The 17,136-nt window shown below is 46.8% G+C and carries 28 protein-coding genes and 1 pseudogene; 4 read left to right on the top strand and 25 right to left on the bottom strand.

Annotation, left to right across the window (positions count from 1 at the left end; genetic code table 11):
* Positions 1 to 104 precede the first annotated feature (104 nt).
* On the top strand, positions 105 to 644 hold the full coding sequence (locus WN16_RS13235) for a cytochrome b (RefSeq protein WP_044700576.1): 540 nt from the start codon (positions 105 to 107) through the stop codon (positions 642 to 644).
* Positions 645 to 1,016: 372 nt separating this feature from the next.
* On the opposite strand, the gene WN16_RS13230 is transcribed toward WN16_RS13235, so the two are convergent.
* From WN16_RS13230 to WN16_RS13205, 6 genes and pseudogenes are all read right to left on the bottom strand, one after another.
* Positions 1,017 to 1,190 (bottom strand): addiction module toxin, GnsA/GnsB family, encoded by a 174-nt coding sequence (locus WN16_RS13230; protein ID WP_001100119.1) that lies wholly within the window; start codon positions 1,188 to 1,190, stop codon positions 1,017 to 1,019.
* Between the two features lie 204 nt (positions 1,191 to 1,394).
* Positions 1,395 to 1,625: a hypothetical protein gene (locus tag WN16_RS13225; protein ID WP_000756041.1), complete on the bottom strand. Its 231-nt coding sequence runs from the start codon at positions 1,623 to 1,625 to the stop codon at positions 1,395 to 1,397.
* A 73-nt stretch (positions 1,626 to 1,698) separates the two neighbouring features.
* Positions 1,699 to 1,887 (bottom strand): hypothetical protein, encoded by a 189-nt coding sequence (locus WN16_RS13220; protein ID WP_057069020.1) that lies wholly within the window; start codon positions 1,885 to 1,887, stop codon positions 1,699 to 1,701.
* Between the two features lie 10 nt (positions 1,888 to 1,897).
* A complete protein-coding gene (gene cspG / locus WN16_RS13215; RefSeq protein ID WP_000066494.1) occupies positions 1,898 to 2,110 on the bottom strand; it encodes a cold shock protein CspG in 213 nt (70 codons plus the stop codon).
* 378 nt (positions 2,111 to 2,488) lie between these two features.
* Positions 2,489 to 2,644: pseudogene (locus WN16_RS13210) on the bottom strand (DUF2514 family protein); the annotation flags it as partial.
* A 37-nt stretch (positions 2,645 to 2,681) separates the two neighbouring features.
* Complete coding sequence (locus tag WN16_RS13205; protein ID WP_044700634.1) at positions 2,682 to 2,879, bottom strand: hypothetical protein; 198 nt, start codon at positions 2,877 to 2,879, stop codon at positions 2,682 to 2,684.
* A gap of 141 nt (positions 2,880 to 3,020) precedes the next feature.
* Between WN16_RS13205 and WN16_RS24540 the strand changes: the two genes are divergently transcribed.
* A complete protein-coding gene (locus WN16_RS24540; protein ID WP_213083834.1) occupies positions 3,021 to 3,194 on the top strand; it encodes a YnfU family zinc-binding protein in 174 nt (57 codons plus the stop codon).
* Positions 3,195 to 3,269: 75 nt separating this feature from the next.
* Here WN16_RS24540 and WN16_RS13200 read toward each other — a convergent pair whose 3' ends face one another.
* From WN16_RS13200 to WN16_RS13180, 5 genes are all read right to left on the bottom strand, one after another.
* A complete protein-coding gene (locus WN16_RS13200) occupies positions 3,270 to 3,500 on the bottom strand; it encodes a hypothetical protein (protein WP_000990801.1) in 231 nt (76 codons plus the stop codon).
* Positions 3,497 to 4,012, bottom strand: coding sequence for a DUF2514 domain-containing protein (locus WN16_RS13195; protein WP_044700581.1), 516 nt, complete (start codon positions 4,010 to 4,012; stop codon positions 3,497 to 3,499). The genes WN16_RS13200 and WN16_RS13195 overlap by 4 nt, the downstream gene beginning before the upstream one ends.
* Positions 4,009 to 4,557, bottom strand: coding sequence for a lysozyme (locus WN16_RS13190; RefSeq protein ID WP_046670524.1), 549 nt, complete (start codon positions 4,555 to 4,557; stop codon positions 4,009 to 4,011). The genes WN16_RS13195 and WN16_RS13190 overlap by 4 nt, the downstream gene beginning before the upstream one ends.
* Positions 4,529 to 4,807, bottom strand: a complete 279-nt coding sequence (locus WN16_RS13185) for a phage holin (protein ID WP_003832349.1) — start codon at positions 4,805 to 4,807, stop codon at positions 4,529 to 4,531. The genes WN16_RS13190 and WN16_RS13185 overlap by 29 nt, the downstream gene beginning before the upstream one ends.
* A 153-nt stretch (positions 4,808 to 4,960) precedes the next feature.
* The gene (locus tag WN16_RS13180) at positions 4,961 to 5,149 is read right to left on the bottom strand and encodes a hypothetical protein (RefSeq protein ID WP_044700587.1); all 189 of its coding nucleotides are present in this window, start codon (positions 5,147 to 5,149) and stop codon (positions 4,961 to 4,963) included.
* Between the two features lie 144 nt (positions 5,150 to 5,293).
* On the opposite strand from WN16_RS13180, the gene WN16_RS13175 reads away from it, so the two are divergent.
* Entirely contained in the window at positions 5,294 to 5,668 is a 375-nt protein-coding gene (locus WN16_RS13175) for a FlxA-like family protein (RefSeq protein WP_044700589.1), read from the top strand.
* A 752-nt stretch (positions 5,669 to 6,420) separates the two neighbouring features.
* Here the strand turns inward: WN16_RS13175 and WN16_RS13165 are convergent.
* The 7 genes from WN16_RS13165 to WN16_RS13135 all read right to left on the bottom strand — a co-directional run bounded on the left by WN16_RS13165 (position 6,421) and on the right by WN16_RS13135 (position 10,680).
* Positions 6,421 to 7,035, bottom strand: a complete 615-nt coding sequence (locus WN16_RS13165) for a hypothetical protein (RefSeq protein WP_044700635.1) — start codon at positions 7,033 to 7,035, stop codon at positions 6,421 to 6,423.
* 13 nt (positions 7,036 to 7,048) lie between these two features.
* Entirely contained in the window at positions 7,049 to 8,089 is a 1,041-nt protein-coding gene (locus tag WN16_RS13160; RefSeq protein WP_046670521.1) for a DUF968 domain-containing protein, read from the bottom strand.
* Entirely contained in the window at positions 8,086 to 8,445 is a 360-nt protein-coding gene (locus WN16_RS13155) for a RusA family crossover junction endodeoxyribonuclease (protein ID WP_088169020.1), read from the bottom strand. The genes WN16_RS13160 and WN16_RS13155 overlap by 4 nt, the downstream gene beginning before the upstream one ends.
* Before the next feature lie 2 nt (positions 8,446 to 8,447).
* Positions 8,448 to 8,648 (bottom strand): hypothetical protein, encoded by a 201-nt coding sequence (locus tag WN16_RS13150; protein ID WP_044700593.1) that lies wholly within the window; start codon positions 8,646 to 8,648, stop codon positions 8,448 to 8,450.
* A 129-nt stretch (positions 8,649 to 8,777) separates the two neighbouring features.
* Positions 8,778 to 9,023, bottom strand: coding sequence for a hypothetical protein (locus WN16_RS13145; protein WP_071681812.1), 246 nt, complete (start codon positions 9,021 to 9,023; stop codon positions 8,778 to 8,780).
* A gap of 45 nt (positions 9,024 to 9,068) precedes the next feature.
* The gene (locus tag WN16_RS13140) at positions 9,069 to 9,302 is read right to left on the bottom strand and encodes a DinI family protein (protein ID WP_044700595.1); all 234 of its coding nucleotides are present in this window, start codon (positions 9,300 to 9,302) and stop codon (positions 9,069 to 9,071) included.
* Between the two features lie 286 nt (positions 9,303 to 9,588).
* Positions 9,589 to 10,680, bottom strand: a complete 1,092-nt coding sequence (locus WN16_RS13135) for a permease (protein WP_044700597.1) — start codon at positions 10,678 to 10,680, stop codon at positions 9,589 to 9,591.
* A 100-nt stretch (positions 10,681 to 10,780) separates the two neighbouring features.
* Here WN16_RS13135 and WN16_RS13130 point away from each other — a divergent pair, with 100 nt between their 5' ends.
* Positions 10,781 to 11,077 carry a metalloregulator ArsR/SmtB family transcription factor gene (locus WN16_RS13130; RefSeq protein WP_038641364.1) on the top strand — a complete coding sequence of 99 codons (297 nt, stop codon included), beginning with the start codon at positions 10,781 to 10,783 and terminating at the stop codon, positions 11,075 to 11,077.
* Positions 11,078 to 11,144: 67 nt separating this feature from the next.
* Here WN16_RS13130 and arsC read toward each other — a convergent pair whose 3' ends face one another.
* From arsC to WN16_RS24535, 7 genes are all read right to left on the bottom strand, one after another.
* A complete protein-coding gene (arsC, locus tag WN16_RS13125) occupies positions 11,145 to 11,570 on the bottom strand; it encodes a glutaredoxin-dependent arsenate reductase (RefSeq protein ID WP_038641366.1) in 426 nt (141 codons plus the stop codon).
* Positions 11,571 to 11,582: 12 nt separating this feature from the next.
* Positions 11,583 to 12,872 carry an arsenite efflux transporter membrane subunit ArsB gene (gene arsB, locus WN16_RS13120; protein ID WP_038641369.1) on the bottom strand — a complete coding sequence of 430 codons (1,290 nt, stop codon included), beginning with the start codon at positions 12,870 to 12,872 and terminating at the stop codon, positions 11,583 to 11,585.
* Positions 12,873 to 12,918: 46 nt separating this feature from the next.
* Positions 12,919 to 14,670 carry an arsenite efflux transporter ATPase subunit ArsA gene (gene arsA / locus WN16_RS13115; protein ID WP_044700601.1) on the bottom strand — a complete coding sequence of 584 codons (1,752 nt, stop codon included), beginning with the start codon at positions 14,668 to 14,670 and terminating at the stop codon, positions 12,919 to 12,921.
* Positions 14,671 to 14,687: 17 nt separating this feature from the next.
* Complete coding sequence (gene arsD, locus WN16_RS13110; RefSeq protein ID WP_038641374.1) at positions 14,688 to 15,050, bottom strand: arsenite efflux transporter metallochaperone ArsD; 363 nt, start codon at positions 15,048 to 15,050, stop codon at positions 14,688 to 14,690.
* 47 nt (positions 15,051 to 15,097) lie between these two features.
* A complete protein-coding gene (gene arsR, locus WN16_RS13105) occupies positions 15,098 to 15,451 on the bottom strand; it encodes an As(III)-sensing metalloregulatory transcriptional repressor ArsR (RefSeq protein WP_044700602.1) in 354 nt (117 codons plus the stop codon).
* Between the two features lie 123 nt (positions 15,452 to 15,574).
* On the bottom strand, positions 15,575 to 16,120 hold the full coding sequence (locus WN16_RS13100; RefSeq protein ID WP_122984015.1) for a replication protein P: 546 nt from the start codon (positions 16,118 to 16,120) through the stop codon (positions 15,575 to 15,577).
* Complete coding sequence (locus tag WN16_RS24535; RefSeq protein ID WP_044700638.1) at positions 16,032 to 16,943, bottom strand: DnaT-like ssDNA-binding domain-containing protein; 912 nt, start codon at positions 16,941 to 16,943, stop codon at positions 16,032 to 16,034. The genes WN16_RS13100 and WN16_RS24535 overlap by 89 nt, the downstream gene beginning before the upstream one ends.
* Positions 16,944 to 17,136 lie beyond the last annotated feature (193 nt).

Genomic DNA, 17,136 nt, shown 5'->3' with positions numbered 1-17,136 from the left:
GTGAGATCGCTGGAATAACAAACTCTTAATCTCTCAACAAAAATAAGGATTTGTTAAGCTTCATGATTTATGGTCGATGTAATACACCGTTTGAGGCAAGAATAATGGTCAAATTCTCAAAACTTCAGATTCGCTTACACTGGCTAACCCTGATATTAATAGCGATAACCTATGCAGCTATGGAGCTTCGTGGCTGGTTTCCCAAAGGCAGTAACACCTACCTTCTCATGAAAGAAACACATTACAATGTTGGGGTGTTTGTCTGGTTTTTAATGATAATACGATTAATTATTAAACATAAGTATCATGATCCAGCTATCACTCCCCCCCCACCAGCCTGGCAGATGATGGCTGCTAAAATAATGCATATCCTGCTGTACATTTCTTTTTTGGCTCTACCATTATTAGGTATTGCAATTATGGCTTACGGTGGAAAGGACTGGAGTTTATTAGGTTTTAACGTTGCATCGTTCGTTACTCCTGACGGGGAAACAAAATCACTTATCAAAGATACTCACGAAACACTGGCAAACATCGGATATTTTTTAATCGCAGCGCATGCTGGTGCAGCGTTATTCCATCACTACGTCCAGAAAGATAACACTCTTTTGAGGATGATCCCTGATTGTAACGATAAGAAATAAATACAAATTTTAATGTTTAACATTACAGCAGGCACTCAGTGAATGTCTGCTGTAATGCCTGCTCAGCCAAGTTGAAGCACACCGTGTTCTTTTGAATCAGAGAATGCAACAAACCCAGTGTATTCGGGGATAGTGTTCCGTCATCAGCATCAAATGCTGAAATGGTTGCGTGAAGAATCAAAAATGCTCCAAATCCCGCGCCGCTGCTGCCCCTCGATGGTCAGAATCGTCAAGGAGGACCCGTTAAAAGGTAAGCAGAAAATCTGTGGTTAGAAGTGAAGGCTTTGACAACGTTCTAAATTTTATGACAGAAATAAAAAAGCATTACCTTTCAAGATAATGCTTTTTCACTCGAACTGAATCTTATAACAATTAGATTAATGTGATTTTAATATCATAGCTTTCAAGCCCAGTCATTTTTTCACGAGCATTAAACTGGATATCGGAAACTTCTTTTCCTGTCTTTTTTTTGAGTTCAATAATTTTTTTTGTGATGAATTCAGAAATATCCGCTTCAGTTTTTCTTTTTAAATCTTCGACGTTCATTGTTTACCTCTCTTGATCTCTAACGTATCAACGCCAAGCATGTTACATTCCCCGTAGAGCACTTGTATAAGCGCTGATATGTTTAAAAGATAGAATAGAAAGACTCAATTATCAATAGGTTGCAGTACAATCTTCATACAAAAGAGCTCGCGACCACACAAACCACTGTACTAAAATCCGGGTCGGTCACGAAACAACCAGATCTCATTTCAAAAGCTTCGATGCTGCCTCGAGGATCTCTTCTGAACTGACATCACGATCAGAGGCTACATAAACTATTTTATGGTCTCCTGTCAGAGATGGAAATCCCGCTGACATCACGGGTAGGTGTGCTTTTTCCCCATTGGGAAACTCACGCATTATCGTAGTAATACCTTTCATTACGGTTACAACAACTGCAGGTTCTGCATTAAAAAAAACGATGACTTTTTTCATAATTTTACCGTGATGTCTCTTACAGAGATTGTCGGTTCAGCATACAAAAAAGGCTCCATAAGGAGCCTGAAATTTATTTTCTGAATTCTAACGAAGACTGACCAGAACGAATGTACAGTGCAATATTATCAAATGTAATCATTGTTGATTTGCAAAAAATACATTTTGCTCCGAAAGGATTTTTTTCAGTAACATCAAAGTTTGACGTTCGGTACTGAGATCCGTGGCAACACGGACATCTGAAGTGAATATTATTAGTAATAACAGTTACCTTATACAGCCACGACATTAACTGCCGTGGGGCCTTTAGGTCCCTGTTCAACACTAAATTCAACTTCCTGATTCTCATTCAGCGTCTTGAAATCATTACTCTGGATAGCAGAGAAGTGAACAAACACATCTTTACTACCATCTTTTGGAGTGATAAAACCAAAACCTTTTTCAGGATTAAACCATTTAACTAAACCAGTCATTTTATTAGACATAAACATTACCTTTATTGAGTAAGCCCTTGGGCAGAATGGTCCGAAAAAAATTATCAGAGAGAAAAGCTAACAAGGAAATCTCAACAGGAACAAGGAATAAAATTATTACAGCGACTGCTTCAGATAAATTCGTTACAAACCAGACATTCATTAACGCATGATTAACCAAACATAGCAAGGTTTAGTTTTGTAAGTAAATCTCAGTGGGTTTTGATCATAAAAATTAATTTAAATAGCTTAAATCGAAAATTATGTCATGCTGCGTAAGACCTTTATCTATCACCCTAAGTTGTCAGGGATTTTGACTCAAGGAAGAGTCGTATTTCCTTCATAGTAAAAATTCACAATTTTATCCACGAAAACCGTCAACATCTTAATTTATAGAGCTATTATTTTTCCTCTACGGTTCATTGTTAGTATTTTTACGGACTCATAAATCCGCTCACATGTCATTCCTGCCCGGTAGTTTTCATCAGCGCGTTCAGCATGGTATCGAGCTTCTTCTGTCAGGCTTCCTGGCATGTCTACGAGCATTGTGGTGTCATGGCGGATGGAAAGTTTTGTTGATTCGTTAGTTATCGAGCTGTAGAACGCTATGCTCTAGCGACTTGGAATAGGCAATCAGCCCGGTGTACTCAGGGATAACCTCGCCATCATCCGCTTCGAACTCAGGGATTGTTCCGGTAGTGATGGTGTATTGTGGCTGGCCATCTTCTTTTGCGAAGGCAGCCAGGTCTTCAATCTGCTTAGCTGTAAGAACTACTGTAATGCTCATTCCTCAGTTGTTAAAAAGCCCCGCTATTGCGAGGCTTGATTGATTATGGCTAACGACTACATCGTAACGGTTATAAAAGAAGCTATTAGCCAACATGTGGTGTATGGTTGTTAACCGCCCACCAGGACAATAAACATGTCGATACTCAAAGATATCAAGATGCGTACTTTACGCCATGTGAAAAGTACTTGTCCTCATTGCTCCCGCCAGTCAAAGCACAGTCTGTCGAGAATAAAAAACAATATAACGTTAATTTGCCCCTTCTGTGGAAACATCTATCTTCCATCGGAAAGCAAACCAATAAAGTAACTGATTGACTACCAAATAAAACTCATACTCTCAGAATGTGGCAAAGCAGACATAACCTTTTATTGTTGTTCTCATTTAAGAGAATGTAACACCCAGAGTGGAGAGGTTTTTTTTCTTCTCCACAATACGGCGATCAAGTTCAGCCACTGCATGCGGGCGTATGGCATCAAGAAAGGCGTTATCCTGATAGGTAGACTGGATTGTCACACCAAGTCCGGCACCACTTTCCAGTATGCTTTTCTGAAGTTGTAGTTCTTTTATATCGTTATTGAGGTAATACGCTTCACTTAGGTTTTCTGCGTTCATCTTCTAACCCTGTTGTTGTTTGACTGCCTCACTGAGTCGTAAATGCGCTCACACGTCATTCCTGCCCGGTAGCTTTCGTCAGATCGCTCAGCATAATATCGAGCTTCTTCTGCAAGGCGTCCGAGCATGTCGGCGAGCACTGCGGCGTCGGCTCCGGCTGTTTTGCTTCTGACGGCAGTGGCAAGATCTGCGGTGTGCTTTGCGGCGTCCAGGCGGGTGGCAAGCTTTGTTGCTTCGGTACGCAGCTGGTTAACAGTGGCAGACAGGCCAGCAGCAGTGGCAGCAGATTTAGCGGCTTGTGCTTGTGCATCTTTTACAGCCTCATCACGGGCAATTATGCGCCCTTGCTCAATCATGCGGGCGGCGGTCTGCGCGTTCGCTGTTCGCGATGATTCCGCGCTGTCACGTTCCGCCCACTTTTTTTCCCAGCCGCGGCTGCTCCATACACTACCCGCGATGAATGCGATGGCCACCAGCAGAGAAATGGCAATAAACTGATAGCGCAGGCTCACTGGTCTATCCCCCAGCACGCCAGTGCACTTTCCTGGTCTCGTCGTTCAACCTGTCCATAGCAACCATTCTTCTGGCCTTTGGTCAGACGACAATCGCGGCCACCGTCTTTAATCCACCAGCGGATCGCCTCACATGCCCCTTTTGTATCTCCGGCGTTGATACGCTGGTAGAACGTTGACGGGAAGCATTTGCCTGGACCAATGTTGTAAGGACAGAAAGAAGCGATACCTGCCTTCTGCTGCTCACTCAACGGAACTTTTATATTTCGTTCAACCCATGCCAGCGCCTTGTCGCGTTCTATGGCGTTTACCTGGGCACATTTCTCAGCAGAAAGCCTCATGTCCTGAACTACTGGCTTACCATCAACCATCGTGGCGCCACGGCAAATCGTCCAGAGCCCTCCGCCGTCGCGATACGCCGTCAGACTATTACCCTCTTTCTCATCCAGAAACTGATCGAGAATAACTGGCGCGGAGGCTCCCGCAAGAATCAGACCAACGACCGCTGCGCTCAGTTTATTCTTCAGCTTTGGTGACATTGCCATTAAGCCGGTCCTCCCTTTCCTTTTTCCTGTAATACCAGTTCACAGCACAGGTGATAACGGTGCATGCAATACCGACAATAATTGCCCAGTCACTCAGGCTTAACCCTGCAATTCTGTCGGCCAACATCCAGGACACCTCTTTTGCTGTTTTAGCTGTTTCGGCATATGCCTTCGCTGATACACCGCAACCGGTCAGCGTGGTTCCTGTTCCATATGAAAGTCTGCTGTAAATGGTGCTCATTCTGGTCATAGCCTCACCTCCGATTCTTCGGATGGCGCTGTGTGTGATTAAAGGGTCAGGCTTCACGGGCTGGATTTATCAACAAAGCACGTAGCGGATGATTCCCGTGAGCCTGAAATGAAAAAGGCCGCCATGCGGCAGCCTCGAAGTAAGTACAGTTGTTTACAATGGTGGAGAGAGAGGACCTTCTAACACCTCTGCTTCACCGTTATGGCAAATGTCATCGCCTCTGGTCAGATGCCAGACACCTGTGATTGTTTTACCCGTCTCCAGATCATCAACAGTGTCATTCGTGTAGTACGCCACCTGTACAATGCCAACATGCTGAATCCAGTAATAGCCCTCTTTCATAAGCTCCTCCGCGATACTCAGCAGATAGTATAGAGCGGCACAAATAATGCTGTGGTGCAGGAAACCACAACTTAACCTTTGCTAATAAAGTAATTTCGAAAGATGACGATAATGGGTAATAAATGTAAGGCCGGAGGAACCACCATGAGCATGACCGTTAGCACTTTGGGTCAGGACATACTGCAAAGCACAGTAAAACAAACATCTTCAAGTACTGGCAACTCTGTTTCACAACAAATTCAAAACCTGAAAAAACAAATTGGAGAGTTGACAAAAGAACTCAGCGCCATGGGTTCAAAAATAAATGAAGTAACCTCCGAAGATGAGGCAAAACTGCTTAAACAGCAGATGGAGATGATTCAAAGGCAAATCGAGTCTATATACGCAAAAATTGCTCAATTACAAAAACAAGAAGCAGAAAAAAACCAAATGGTATCGGAAGCATTACCTACGGTAAGTGACAAATCAAGTTCGAACGTTGCAGGGAATAATACTAAAAATATTGATGTCTACGTTTAGCAGTTGCCCCCTCTCATTTTTCCTCTGAGCTAGAAACGACAAAGCATTGAGCATTGTGAGAACTTGTTTTCAAGTTAACGATTTCAGCTCGGCGATATGACAGGGGTACTGGTGTAATACACCTCGCGAATACCCCTGTCGTATCGCCGGAAAGCAAAAACCCCGCGCTGGCGGGGTTCTCGTTATATTCAAATTGTTCGCTTTTCGTCGCTGCCATCGTGGCGCAGCTCTGCCAAGCATGAATTAATTATTCACTTTGTTGGCCCGTTTTCAAACGTTTTTACGTCATAAAGCACTTATAGCTAATTCCCGCTGCCATTTTGTACAAATATCGTTCAATCAATGAGCTACTTGTTGCAAAACGATCGTTTTGAACGATCGATAAATGAAAATTGATCTGTAATACCAATTTTAATTGTGTGGTTATCGCACGTAGACTCAGGGCAAAACCTAATAAATGGAATTATCATGAGCCTTTATCACTACTTGGCCATATATATCGCGGGTTTCATCGCAATGTTTGCTTTGTTAGTTCGTGGGGATAGAGTACACGGCCTCGAATTTGACCTGGCTGATACGGTGATAACCTCCATTCTGTGGCCCTTCTACGCCGTTGCTATTATCTGTATTAAGATTTATGAGCGGTTTAAACAGAATCGTCAGTAATAGCCAGTTCCCCCGGCTACTGACCGGGGTTTTTGTTTCGAATTACAGACTCATTAGTCTCCCGGTCAGCTCCTCTTTTGGTATGACTAACCATCCTCTAACCCAGCTCTCATCTGGTTACGAACCGCAAGGAATGTTTTTGCTCTGAATATTTCCAGGCACCATCGCACACGCTTTCTCGCCTCCCCGTCGGTTAACCATGGCGCAATCGCCTGCAGCTCCCGGGTTATGTCTGATATTTTTTTTCGGGTGGTGTAATACTGAAGACCAACAACATAAACCGGATCGTTTATATCCAGCGCCTGCAATACGCATTGTTCAACAAAATCGACATCATCATTATGCAGAGCTTCATCAATCACACTGGCAGTTGACTGTGGCCAGAGAATGCTATGTGCCCTGTTCATCGCCTGCTGTCCACGGAATCCCTCTTCACGAGCCTGGTTCAACGCTGCGGTGAAGCGTTCTAACGCCTTATCTGACCAGTTCCGTCCCTTAAGCACATTCCAGCACGCGTGTCCTCGCGGCATACGTGGTGCTGTTTTTCCTCCCACCCCTTCCCCCCAGGTAGTGAGCAAGGATTTAATCCATCCGGACTGGATCCCCGTAAGAAGGATACATTTACCCAGCCAGCTTTTACGCGGCGCTGATGCGGCTTTACCAAGTGCTTCAAAATGATTGCGGCGTTGACGTGGTGTCATCCTGTTCATCTCCTTACGCCAGAACGCCGAGCCCATAAGCCCGATCCAGCACTCTGATTATCATTACCGGCTGAGGAACATTTTTTTGCTCAAACTTCACCGGGTCGTTATGTAGTTCTGTATGGCACTGGCGGCACAGGGGGATCGCAAAAATATCATGCGCCTTTGTTGCCATTCCTCCCTGCCCCCAGCCAATTAAATGGTGTGGGTCATCTGATGGTTTACCGCAGCATTCGCAGGGTTGTGTTTTAATCCATTCCAGATACCTGGGGGCCGTCCAGCGGACCCGCTTTGGACGTTTCATATAGGTTTGCGGGGACTCAGGATCGACCAGAACACCAACTATGGGCTTAACCGCAGGTACCTGCGCTGGTGGCAAGTTCACGGGTATTGTGCTGGCTTTAGCTGTAATGATGCTGGTGGCGGTTACACCCGGTTTGATATCGCATTCACGCATGACTGACTGATGTTCTTCCGAAGGAATACGGAGCGCCCGGCTGGCTACTGATTCGGGAATTACGTCGGTAATCCCCATACGAACAGCCCACCAGCAAAGCTCCGCTAGCGACAACTCTCTGGAAGAATCCATATTCAGCGCCACCATGATGCTGTTAATAATCCAGTTAACAACATTACGTCTCGCCAGCTCTGAAAGTTGTTCGCTGTAGTGGTCACGCAAATGGTTATCACAATGTCCACACAGGAGAACCGATCCAGGTTCATGACGCAGAGTGGTTAGCTCGTGATAATGGTAATCGCTGTGTGGCCACTGGCAGCAGCTACCGCCATAACGCAGAAGCCAGTAATCAAGGCCACTCAAATCACCAGCAGCCTTAATAACTTTTTCATCCAGGAAGAACGGCTTCAGGGAGTCGTCACTGGCAAGTGGCTGGCGAACGTCAGGAACACGGCCAGCAGGCAACCTTTCCATGCTTGCCGGCTGGCTTTCCACCAGCACACGTTCACAACTGAATAATGACATCAGCTCACTGCCCGGTTTGAGCAGCACAATTCCAAGCTCACGCGCAACCACCGGCTTCAGCAGCGCCCTCATTCTGCTATCTCCCCGATAATTATTTGTCCCTTCTCTCCCCATAATTTAGTGACGCGTGAATCCCAGATGTGAGCGTCATCTTCGTAAATGGCATCCATCAGCGCTTTCATCATGTTGTCGAAATCGGGTTTAGCCTGGTGTGGTTTACCGTTTAACTCAGCCCGTTTCTTTTTGCTCCAGCTCGCTGGCATCGGAAGCATGAAGGTGACATGCGAACTGCTTTCCGGCAGCTCAACACCCTGCAGACGAACTTCATCACAGAAAGCCCGGTAACGCAGAACCTCAGGACGCTTTTTCCATTTGTCAGCGCGCGTCATTCGGGGCTTGCCCATTGGGGTGATATCGTAGACTTTCACATTCACCTCCAGATCCGCTGTTGCCAGGTTCTGTCCTGGCGAGGAGGCTTAGATGCTTCCGGCAAGAACGCGCTGATCGTCCAGTGAATAAAGTCATTATCCAGACTACGCTCGGTCTTAATCTGCTTTGCTTTATAGCTGGCTTCCAGTTCGTCAGCCTGCTCAGTGGTGAGTTGTGTATGTTGAAACCAGCTTTTCTTCATAACGCACCTCTGGATGCGGCAAAAAGAAAATCGCTGGCGTTGGTTAACGTCAGTATGAGGGATTGCTTGAATTGATCTTGCGCCATGGGGCTTTTCTCCTGTGGCGCAGCAGGTATAGGTTGTTCAGGCCTATGACGGGAGTGTAACAGATTTTTGGGTAACGCGATAACCAGCCCTTTCCAGCATCTGGGTAAACAACGTAGGTGTACCAATAATTTCATTATCCTGAAGAGGCATGAAAGACACCATGCTACCGCGACGGTACATCAGGGCGCGCTCACACTCAGGAAATGATTGCAGCCTGGCAACGATGACTCCATCGTGACATCTGATGACTGCGTAGCCTTTTTTGGGCAATCCTAATTTTTCTTTCACTTAAACTCCCCCATGCAAACGGGATAAAAGTAACACCCAAAATAATTAATAAAACCAGTCGTCAGCACTTTCCCAGGTTTCCTGGAGGATAGTCTCTATTTTCTTTTTATCTTCCTTGTCACCACCAAGAACACTTAAGCCATCAGAGCCTGTACGACGTATGCTCAGGCTGCAGTTCTCATACTGATTACCCAACCTTTTAAGTAACTCTTTCTCCAGCGCCGGCACTGCTCCCTTTGGAAGTTCTTTAGTACGATCAATGGTGAGTTCAACTTTCATATTAGCCTCCACTGCATATACTGTATATTTGTACAGTACACCGATACATTGAAATGATCAATGACTTAAGAGCACAAATTGTTAACCTTAGCCTATAAATGAGATGCAAAAAAAACCCGCCGAAGCGGGTTCAATCCAATGAGGACTTGTTGTTTTGACACCATTGTAAGTATTGAGATATCAACGTCCTTAAATTTGGATAACTGCTTTGATTGGGATTGATTGCGCAACTTTCATATGCTCGTCTCCCCCTGCAACTTTTTCAGGTTCTGTCTAACATACCCAATCAAAATAACAACTGTGTCAGGTATCCCATAATAATCGCCATGCCCAAAATAACGGTCAGAAATGCAGCAATCAAGGGTGTTTTGAACATTGATTTAAGCAGTATTACTTCCGTCAGACTAGCTCCTGCGCTACCAATAATCAGAGCCATTACTGCTCCCGTTCCCATGCCTTTATCCATCAAGACTGATGCCAACGGAATTACTGCCTCAGCACGTATATACAACGGTATTCCAATAATTGCACTTAGTGGAATCGCAAACGGATTATCATTCCCAGCATGAGCAGCAATCCACTCTGCAGGTATAAAACCGTAGATAAACGACCCTATAACAATACCTAACATCAGATAAGGTAATACATCTTTAAATTGAGTCCAGGCATCCTGAAATGCCAGTCGTATCGCACCAGGCTCTCTTACTACACTTTTCGGGAAGAATTGTTTATTTGTTTGGCCCGTCTCGCAGCTCAATTCACAATTTGTGCCCCGAAATGCTGAGAAACTCTTAAACGTTTCTTGTGGTTTAGAACAACTATTAGCCCCTATGTCCTGTTGATTTGATACAGAACAGCAAGCTGAAACACTCTGTAGTTTAGTTTCAGGAGTTTTTCCACTGCTAACACCACAACAGCTAGCCAGCGGTTTTGATGTTTCGACAATATGTCGGTCAAAACCAAGCACATCTAACAAAATACTTGCCAGTACGGAAACTGTTGCAGCTATAACAGCGTATAGCAGGGTAACTTTCCAACCAAAAGTAACCCACATCAGACCAATGATTATCGGGTTAAGCAGAGGTGAAACAAACAAGAATGTAAGTGTTGGACCGAAGCCTGCTTTTGCTGATAACAGTCCGCGTAACATGGGAATTGTAGAGCAGCTGCAAAACGGTGTTACAGCTCCTAACAGCGATGCAAGTATGTAACCTCTCCCCTTTCTCGCCCCTAACATTCTTTGAATCTTTTGGTCCGGAATTTTTTGCCTGATAAGGCTAACACCCGCACTAATCAGAAAAAAAAGCGCAGACAACTCGACAGCAAGAAACAAGAACATCTCTGCCGCGTTAGTAAACATAGAAATCCAGCTATTCATGAACCCCCCTATAAACCACATTTCTAGAATAATCGAATTATTGAGGTTAGATCAACATATTTCTGGTATTATCGAAATATCAATAGATGAGGAAGGTACCATGCAACTAGAAGAAGTAGCTAAAGCTATGAAAGAATTAGGACATCCAACACGTTTGTTTATTTTCAAACACCTTGTTAAAGCCGGTGAACAAGGTTTACCTGTAGGTGATCTACAAAAACAACTTGCGATTCCATCTTCAACACTGAGTCATCATATATCCGCTCTTGTTTCCGTAGGTCTGGTCAAACAAAATCGCGAAAGCCGCTCCTTAATCTGCGTTTCTCAATATGACAAGTTAGAGTCGATTATTGATTTTCTACGCGAAGAATGTTGCATCAACAGTCCAAAGATTTAAATCGAGGCAATCCATTGTTTTTATTTGATAAAGGAGCCGCCTAAATAACAGGCGGCTCTCCTGTCGCTTATTTCAATTTTTTGCCTGCATCATCAACGACTTTCTCGCCATCTTCCTTGGCGAAAGCCCCTTTCTGAGCATCAGGAAGGATATCCAGAACAACTTCAGAAGGACGGCACAGTTTGGTTCCCAGCGGTGTTACAACGATGGGGCGATTAATCAGGATCGGATGCTGCAACATAAAGTTAATTAACTGGTCGTCAGTAAATTTATCTTCGGCAAGACCCAGTTCCTCATATGGCTCGACGTTCTTACGTAGTAACGCCCGGACGGAAATGCCCATATCAGCAATGAGTTTGACCAGCTCATCGCGTGAAGGTGGAGTCTCAAGGTAAAGAATAACGGTCGGCTCATTACCGCTGTTGCGGATCATCTCAAGCGTGTTACGCGACGTGCCGCAGGCAGGATTGTGATAAATGGTGATGTTGCTCATATCAGTATCTCATTACAAAGTGAAAGAGAGACGTAGCGCCAGCGCTGCCAGCGTTACAAACAGCACAGGCAGAGTCATGATAATCCCGGTGCGGAAATAGTATCCCCACGTGATGGTCATATTCTTCTGTGAAAGTACATGTAGCCAGAGCAGCGTTGCCAGGCTACCAATAGGTGTGATTTTCGGCCCCAGATCGCAGCCAATCACATTGGCATAAATCATCGCCTCTTTGATGACGCCGGTTGCGGTACTGCCATCAATAGAAAGAGCGCCAACCAGCACGGTAGGCATGTTGTTCATGATGGAAGACAGGAAAGCCGTCAGGAAGCCAGTACCCAGCGTCGCGGCCCAGAGTCCTTTATCAGCCAGCACGTTCAGAACACCTGAAAGATATTCGGTTAGCCCTGCGTTGCGCAGACCGTAAACTACCAGGTACATCCCCAATGAGAAGATGACGATCTGCCAGGGTGCACCATGTAGCACTTTACCAGTGTTAATGGCATGGCCTCGTTTCGCCACTGCAAACAGAATTATCGCCCCAACCGCTGCAATCGCACTAACGGGAATACCGAGCGGCTCGAGGACGAAGAAACCAACAAGCAGGAGAATCAGAACTATCCAGCCAGTGCGGAATGTAGCCGTATCTTTTATTGCCTCTGTTGGTTTCTTTAGGAGGGCCAGATCGTAAGTTGGCGGGATGTCCTTGCGGAAAAACAGATGCAGCATAATTAGTGTGGCAATAATGGCGGCGATATCGACCGGTACCATCACCGATGCATATTCGGTGAATCCCAGACCAAAGAAGTCCGCCGAAACAATATTCACCAGGTTCGACACGATAAGCGGCAGGCTGGCAGTATCGGCAATAAACCCGGCTGCCATGACGAATGCCAGCGTGGTACCTTTGCTGAATCCTAATGCCAGCAGCATAGCAATAACGATTGGTGTCAAAATAAGTGCCGCACCATCGTTGGCAAACAGTGCCGCCACCGCTGCGCCGAGCAGGACGATATAGGTAAAGAGCAAACGGCCACGACCGTTACCCCAGCGTGAAACATGCAATGCCGCCCATTCGAAAAAGCCTGATTCATCGAGCAGCAGGCTGATGATAATCACCGCAATAAAGGTCGCTGTCGCGTTCCAGACGATATTCCACACCACCGGAATATCGCCTATATGCACAACGCCAGAAATCAAAGCCAGGCCCGCGCCCAGCGTTGCACTCCAGCCGATCCCTAATCCTTTCGGTTGACAGATAACCAAGACAATGGTCAGGACAAAAATAGCGCCTGCCAGTAACATACACCCTCCTGACAGGGCGGATCTGCCGCCCTGTATAAACAAAAAATTAACTCGCCAACTCTCTGAGTTTTTCAATACCTGTTGGCTCAGAAGCCAGTACCGGAACGAGCGCTATATGGTCAGCGTGCTGATTCTTAACAGCCTCAATCTGAGGCTGTTCCTGCTGAGCGCGCTGGCAAAGCAACGGAGAACGCGTATCCGCGATGGAAAGGCTGTTATTGATAATCCAGCCCCATGGATGAATCCCCGCTCTTTCAAGGTCAGCCTGTAGGCTTGCCGCTTCCAGTACCGGTGTGGTTTCAGGCAGAGTGACCAGCAGAACTTTGGTTCGTTCCGGGTCCTGAAGCTGCATCATTGGGGTAGTAAAATGACCTTTCTCCCCCATTTTTTTGGCAATCTCTCGGTGGTAAGCCCCGGTAGCATCCAGCAACAACAGCGTGTGCCCAGTGGGAGCTGTATCCATGACAACAAACCGCTTACCTGCTTCACGAATCACTCGGGAAAAAGCCTGGAACACGGCAATTTCTTCAGTACAGGGAGAACGTAAATCTTCTTCCAATAGCCGTTTCCCTGCTTCGTCCAGATCTTTTCCCTTCGTCTCAAGAACATGCTGGCGATAGCGTTCGGTTTCATCGTGAGGGTTGATGCGGCTGACCTGCAGGTTTTTGAGGCTGCCGTTCAGCGTTGTACTCAGGTGCGCAGCGGGATCAGAGGTGGTGAGATGCACGTCATATCCCATGTCTGCCAGCCTTACGGCGATAGCAGCAGCCATCGTGGTTTTCCCTACACCACCTTTGCCCATCAACATAATCAGGCCATGTTCACTGCGGGCGATATCATCGACCAGGTCAGAGAGCGATAAGTTTTCAGGCGTGTACAGGACGTTCGGTACCGGGAGCGGTAATGCATCAAAACGGGTATCCAGCAGCCCCTTCAACGCAGACACACCAACCATATTTACTGGCTGGAGTAATAAGGTATCTCTCGGTAGCTCAGATAAACCAGCAGGAAGATTTGCCAGTGCTTCCTGCTCCCGTTGCCATATCGCAGCAGCCAGCGCGTCATGTTCAGCTTCGGCTTTAGGCAGCACACCATTAATAACCAGGTACTGGTTTTTCAGGCCAATTGCGGCCAGTTCTTCATGGGTGCGGGCTACTTCCTGCAGCGTAGATTTTTGCAGTCGTGCAACCAGAACCAGGCGGGTACGTTCAGGATCGGACAACGCCTCTACCGCATGAGCATACTGCTCACGCTGCTTTTCCAGCCCGGCCATTGGGCCAAGACAGGAAGCACCATCCGGATTACTTTCAATGAAACTACTCCAGGCACCGGGAAGCTGGAGAAGGCGAATCGTGTGGCCCGTCGGCGCTGTATCAAAAATGATGTGATCGAAGCGGGTCAGCAGGGAAGCGTCTGTCAATAAGCCGGTGAACTCATCAAACGCCGCAATCTCAGTCGTACAGGCTCCTGAAAGCTGCTCGCTGATACTGTTAACAACGTCTTCAGGCAGAAGACCTTTGATAGGATCAACGATTCTGGAGCGGTATTGTTGGGCGGCTTCCTGAGGGTCAATCTCCAGAGCGGAAAGTTCAGTAACTGCTGTCACAGAGCGAATGGTGTTACCGATAGCCTGGTCGAATACCTGACCGACATTGGAGGCTGGATCTGTACTGACCAGCAAAACCCGCTTACCTTGTTCGGCAAGGCGGATAGCCGTCGCGCAGGAAATGGACGTTTTTCCTACGCCACCCTTGCCAGTAAAAAACAGGTAAGGCGGGATATTCTCTAAGAATTTCATATGTCCTCCTGACATATTCAGCAACAGGAAGTATTACCACCACAGCAGCTGGTGGGAGCTAACCCTACCTTCTCCAGCGGAATACCGAACCAGCGAGCCAGCTCAGCGCGTTTTGGGTATCGCCCAGCCATCACCGTTTCACCGTCCAACAGCAGTAGCGGAAGCCCTTCTGCTCCAGATGCTTCGAGGAATACTTTCGCTTTCTCATTATGAACAAAGCTCATGGGCTGCTGCGCCAGGTTATAACGTTCAACCTGTACGCCACGTCCTTTCAGCCACTGCACATCAGCAGAGAAATCAACCAGAACCTGATCGACATCTGAGCCACATACGCCGGTACTGCAGCACATTGCCGGGTCAAACACCGTTAACGTCTTCATTCTGAATACCTCACATTCGAAAAATCATATATGTTCAGGCAAATTTTTTAGATGCAAACAGCCTTACCGCTACCAGAGCAGTTTGCCGATGCCAGCTTACGGGCGATGGCCTGTACGTCGTCCTGTTGGCTTAACCAAGCCTGCTCAATTACCTGAGCAGCCCATGACGGAATATGCGGAGATAAGCGGTAGTGAACCCACTTGCCCTGCTTGCGATCCAGTAATAATCCACTTTCCCGGAGCATTGCCAGATGACGGGAGATCTTGGGCTGCGACTGATCCAGCGCCGTACAGAGATCGCACACGCATAGCTCTCCCATTTCTCTAAGCAGCAATACGATGCCCAGCCGAGTTTCATCGGAAAGGTTTTTGAAGAGTTGTAGAGAAGTTAGTTCAGCCATTTTAGTCTCCTGAATTCTCTCCGTAGTTTCCTGCAATAGTTGAGTGTCGTCAACCATCACATTCGAAAATTCGAATATGATGGCTATGTGGTTTTAATATCAGATTTACTGATTGTTCATTATTCAATTTGTTAATCCTGCCGCTTTTCGACGCCTGTATTCATCTATCAGTAATTGTGCTGGCGTTGGTCCTGCCGGATGGCGCGGCGCTTCCAGTTGACGTCGAATTGGTGGGACACTTAGTCCATTACCAACATGCTTCGACCACTTCGTGAGTAACTTTTCTGCCAGTCGTTTCAGCTCCCCCTCTGTCATTTGTCGTTCTACGCCCGTTCTCCGCATTTCAATGCAGATGTGATACAGCACGGGCTGAGGCCATGGATATTTATCGCTTCCTGAATACCGATATGACTCATTGCGCCAGCGCCGGTATTCCGTCATAACCTGCTCCGATTTCAGTCCGAATGGATTCGCACCACTCTCTGAAACCAGAGAAACAAACTCAGCCAGGTCAGGCGGCCATGTATTTCCCATCGCGCAGCGCTCCATGCATTGCTGACAGACCAGCCGAATTTGCTGTTCAGTCATCGAACCTATCTGGGCTATCCAGATAGGCGAAGGCTCCGCCCCGTTCTTCTGGGTCCATCGGTTCGAATACACCTCCCCCATGACCTGCCACAGTCGCCAGGCTGTTTCCGTCGCCATCAAGTCCATTCCTGCGGCGCCACTCTGCGTGTGCTGACTGAATTTGCTGAACTGCCCGGGATGCTGTTGGTTCTGATCCTGCTCCCACATGACTGTTACCTCCGGTTTCTGGTTTTACCTGCGTTCTCACCCGGGCTACATGTCGGGCAAATTTTTGTTCCCACTGGATTTGAGTAAAAACTTTCCCTTCCGACTCCCAATACGCGGTGAATTCTGCGAGTTCAGTCAGAAGGTAATCTGGTTCAGGCAGGGAGATACCCCACGATGCGGCGCGCTGTCGGAAGTCTCTGGAGGGAAGCCAGCTATCTGCCATGCTGAATTTCCCGATCGGTTCATCAACACCGTCCAGGTACCGGGGCATGGACGGGGATGGCAGTTCCTCCCCATTCGGATTTTTCATCGCGCCCGCGTTAAGAGAGGGGTTTAAGATCTGTTTACTGCTAACTGCTTTCTGGATACCTGATGGCAAAGGTTTAGCCAAAGACTTAGCCTTATCCTTAGGCAAGGCGAAAGCCTTATCAAAAGCCATCCCCATAGCGTCAGAAACCCCGTAGCAGGCGACTTTGAGAGCTTCATAAGCTTTATCTTTCAGTGAACATTCGGGCAGTAATTCAAACGATCTTGCCCAGGATTTGATCACGTTTACTGATGCTGGCGGATTATGTTTCACCGCATTAGGCAACCAAAAAACTCTGGCTTTAAGATCGGCTTCCACCATACCTAACGCTATGGCTTCACCTAAGGCTAAGTCGAAGGCTTCGACATCCCAGTTTAATTCTTCGGCCATAGCCGCCCTTCCCGCCTTATAAAGCCCGGGAATAATCCCTGTGAATGGACCTGTAAGCAGGTAAATAAACAGACTCTGCCCACTTGGCGGGAGTGGTGATAAGGCTCGAAACTTAGGATCATCCCACATGGTGATCTTCACCTTACGGTAAGGCTCGTTACTAGCCTTACTCTTAGGCATGGCCTTAGCCAAA

The sequence above is a fragment of the Citrobacter sp. ABFQG genome, assembly GCF_004322975.1.
GTDB classification, from domain to species: Bacteria; Pseudomonadota; Gammaproteobacteria; order Enterobacterales; family Enterobacteriaceae; genus Citrobacter; species Citrobacter freundii.
Note: the sequence above shows the minus strand (reverse complement) of the source record. Positions and strands in the feature narration are given on the sequence as shown.

Bases quoted from the DNA above. Each gene is read 5' to 3' on its own strand.
- WN16_RS13225 (WP_000756041.1), bottom strand. From the start codon at position 1,625: ATGAAAAAAGTCATCGTTTTTTTTAATGCAGAACCTGCAGTTGTTGTA.
- arsC (WP_038641366.1), bottom strand. From the start codon at position 11,570: ATGAGCAACATCACCATTTATCACAATCCTGCCTGCGGCACGTCGCGT.
- WN16_RS13165 (WP_044700635.1), bottom strand. From the start codon at position 7,035: ATGACACCACGTCAACGCCGCAATCATTTTGAAGCACTTGGTAAAGCC.
- arsA (WP_044700601.1), bottom strand. From the start codon at position 14,670: ATGAAATTCTTAGAGAATATCCCGCCTTACCTGTTTTTTACTGGCAAG.
- WN16_RS13230 (WP_001100119.1), bottom strand. From the start codon at position 1,190: ATGAACGTCGAAGATTTAAAAAGAAAAACTGAAGCGGATATTTCTGAA.
- WN16_RS13180 (WP_044700587.1), bottom strand. From the start codon at position 5,149: ATGAAAGAGGGCTATTACTGGATTCAGCATGTTGGCATTGTACAGGTG.
- WN16_RS13100 (WP_122984015.1), bottom strand. From the start codon at position 16,120: ATGGGGGAGGTGTATTCGAACCGATGGACCCAGAAGAACGGGGCGGAG.
- WN16_RS13140 (WP_044700595.1), bottom strand. From the start codon at position 9,302: ATGAAAGTTGAACTCACCATTGATCGTACTAAAGAACTTCCAAAGGGA.
- WN16_RS13130 (WP_038641364.1), top strand. From the start codon at position 10,781: ATGCAACTAGAAGAAGTAGCTAAAGCTATGAAAGAATTAGGACATCCA.
- WN16_RS24540 (WP_213083834.1), top strand. From the start codon at position 3,021: ATGTCGATACTCAAAGATATCAAGATGCGTACTTTACGCCATGTGAAA.
- WN16_RS13175 (WP_044700589.1), top strand. From the start codon at position 5,294: ATGAGCATGACCGTTAGCACTTTGGGTCAGGACATACTGCAAAGCACA.
- WN16_RS13235 (WP_044700576.1), top strand. From the start codon at position 105: ATGGTCAAATTCTCAAAACTTCAGATTCGCTTACACTGGCTAACCCTG.
- cspG (WP_000066494.1), bottom strand. From the start codon at position 2,110: ATGTCTAATAAAATGACTGGTTTAGTTAAATGGTTTAATCCTGAAAAA.
- WN16_RS13160 (WP_046670521.1), bottom strand. From the start codon at position 8,089: ATGAGGGCGCTGCTGAAGCCGGTGGTTGCGCGTGAGCTTGGAATTGTG.
- arsR (WP_044700602.1), bottom strand. From the start codon at position 15,451: ATGGCTGAACTAACTTCTCTACAACTCTTCAAAAACCTTTCCGATGAA.
- arsD (WP_038641374.1), bottom strand. From the start codon at position 15,050: ATGAAGACGTTAACGGTGTTTGACCCGGCAATGTGCTGCAGTACCGGC.
- arsB (WP_038641369.1), bottom strand. From the start codon at position 12,872: ATGTTACTGGCAGGCGCTATTTTTGTCCTGACCATTGTCTTGGTTATC.
- WN16_RS13185 (WP_003832349.1), bottom strand. From the start codon at position 4,807: ATGACCAGAATGAGCACCATTTACAGCAGACTTTCATATGGAACAGGA.
- WN16_RS13150 (WP_044700593.1), bottom strand. From the start codon at position 8,648: ATGAAGAAAAGCTGGTTTCAACATACACAACTCACCACTGAGCAGGCT.
- WN16_RS13190 (WP_046670524.1), bottom strand. From the start codon at position 4,557: ATGGCAATGTCACCAAAGCTGAAGAATAAACTGAGCGCAGCGGTCGTT.
- WN16_RS13135 (WP_044700597.1), bottom strand. From the start codon at position 10,680: ATGAATAGCTGGATTTCTATGTTTACTAACGCGGCAGAGATGTTCTTG.
- WN16_RS24535 (WP_044700638.1), bottom strand. From the start codon at position 16,943: ATGGCCGAAGAATTAAACTGGGATGTCGAAGCCTTCGACTTAGCCTTA.
- WN16_RS13200 (WP_000990801.1), bottom strand. From the start codon at position 3,500: ATGAACGCAGAAAACCTAAGTGAAGCGTATTACCTCAATAACGATATA.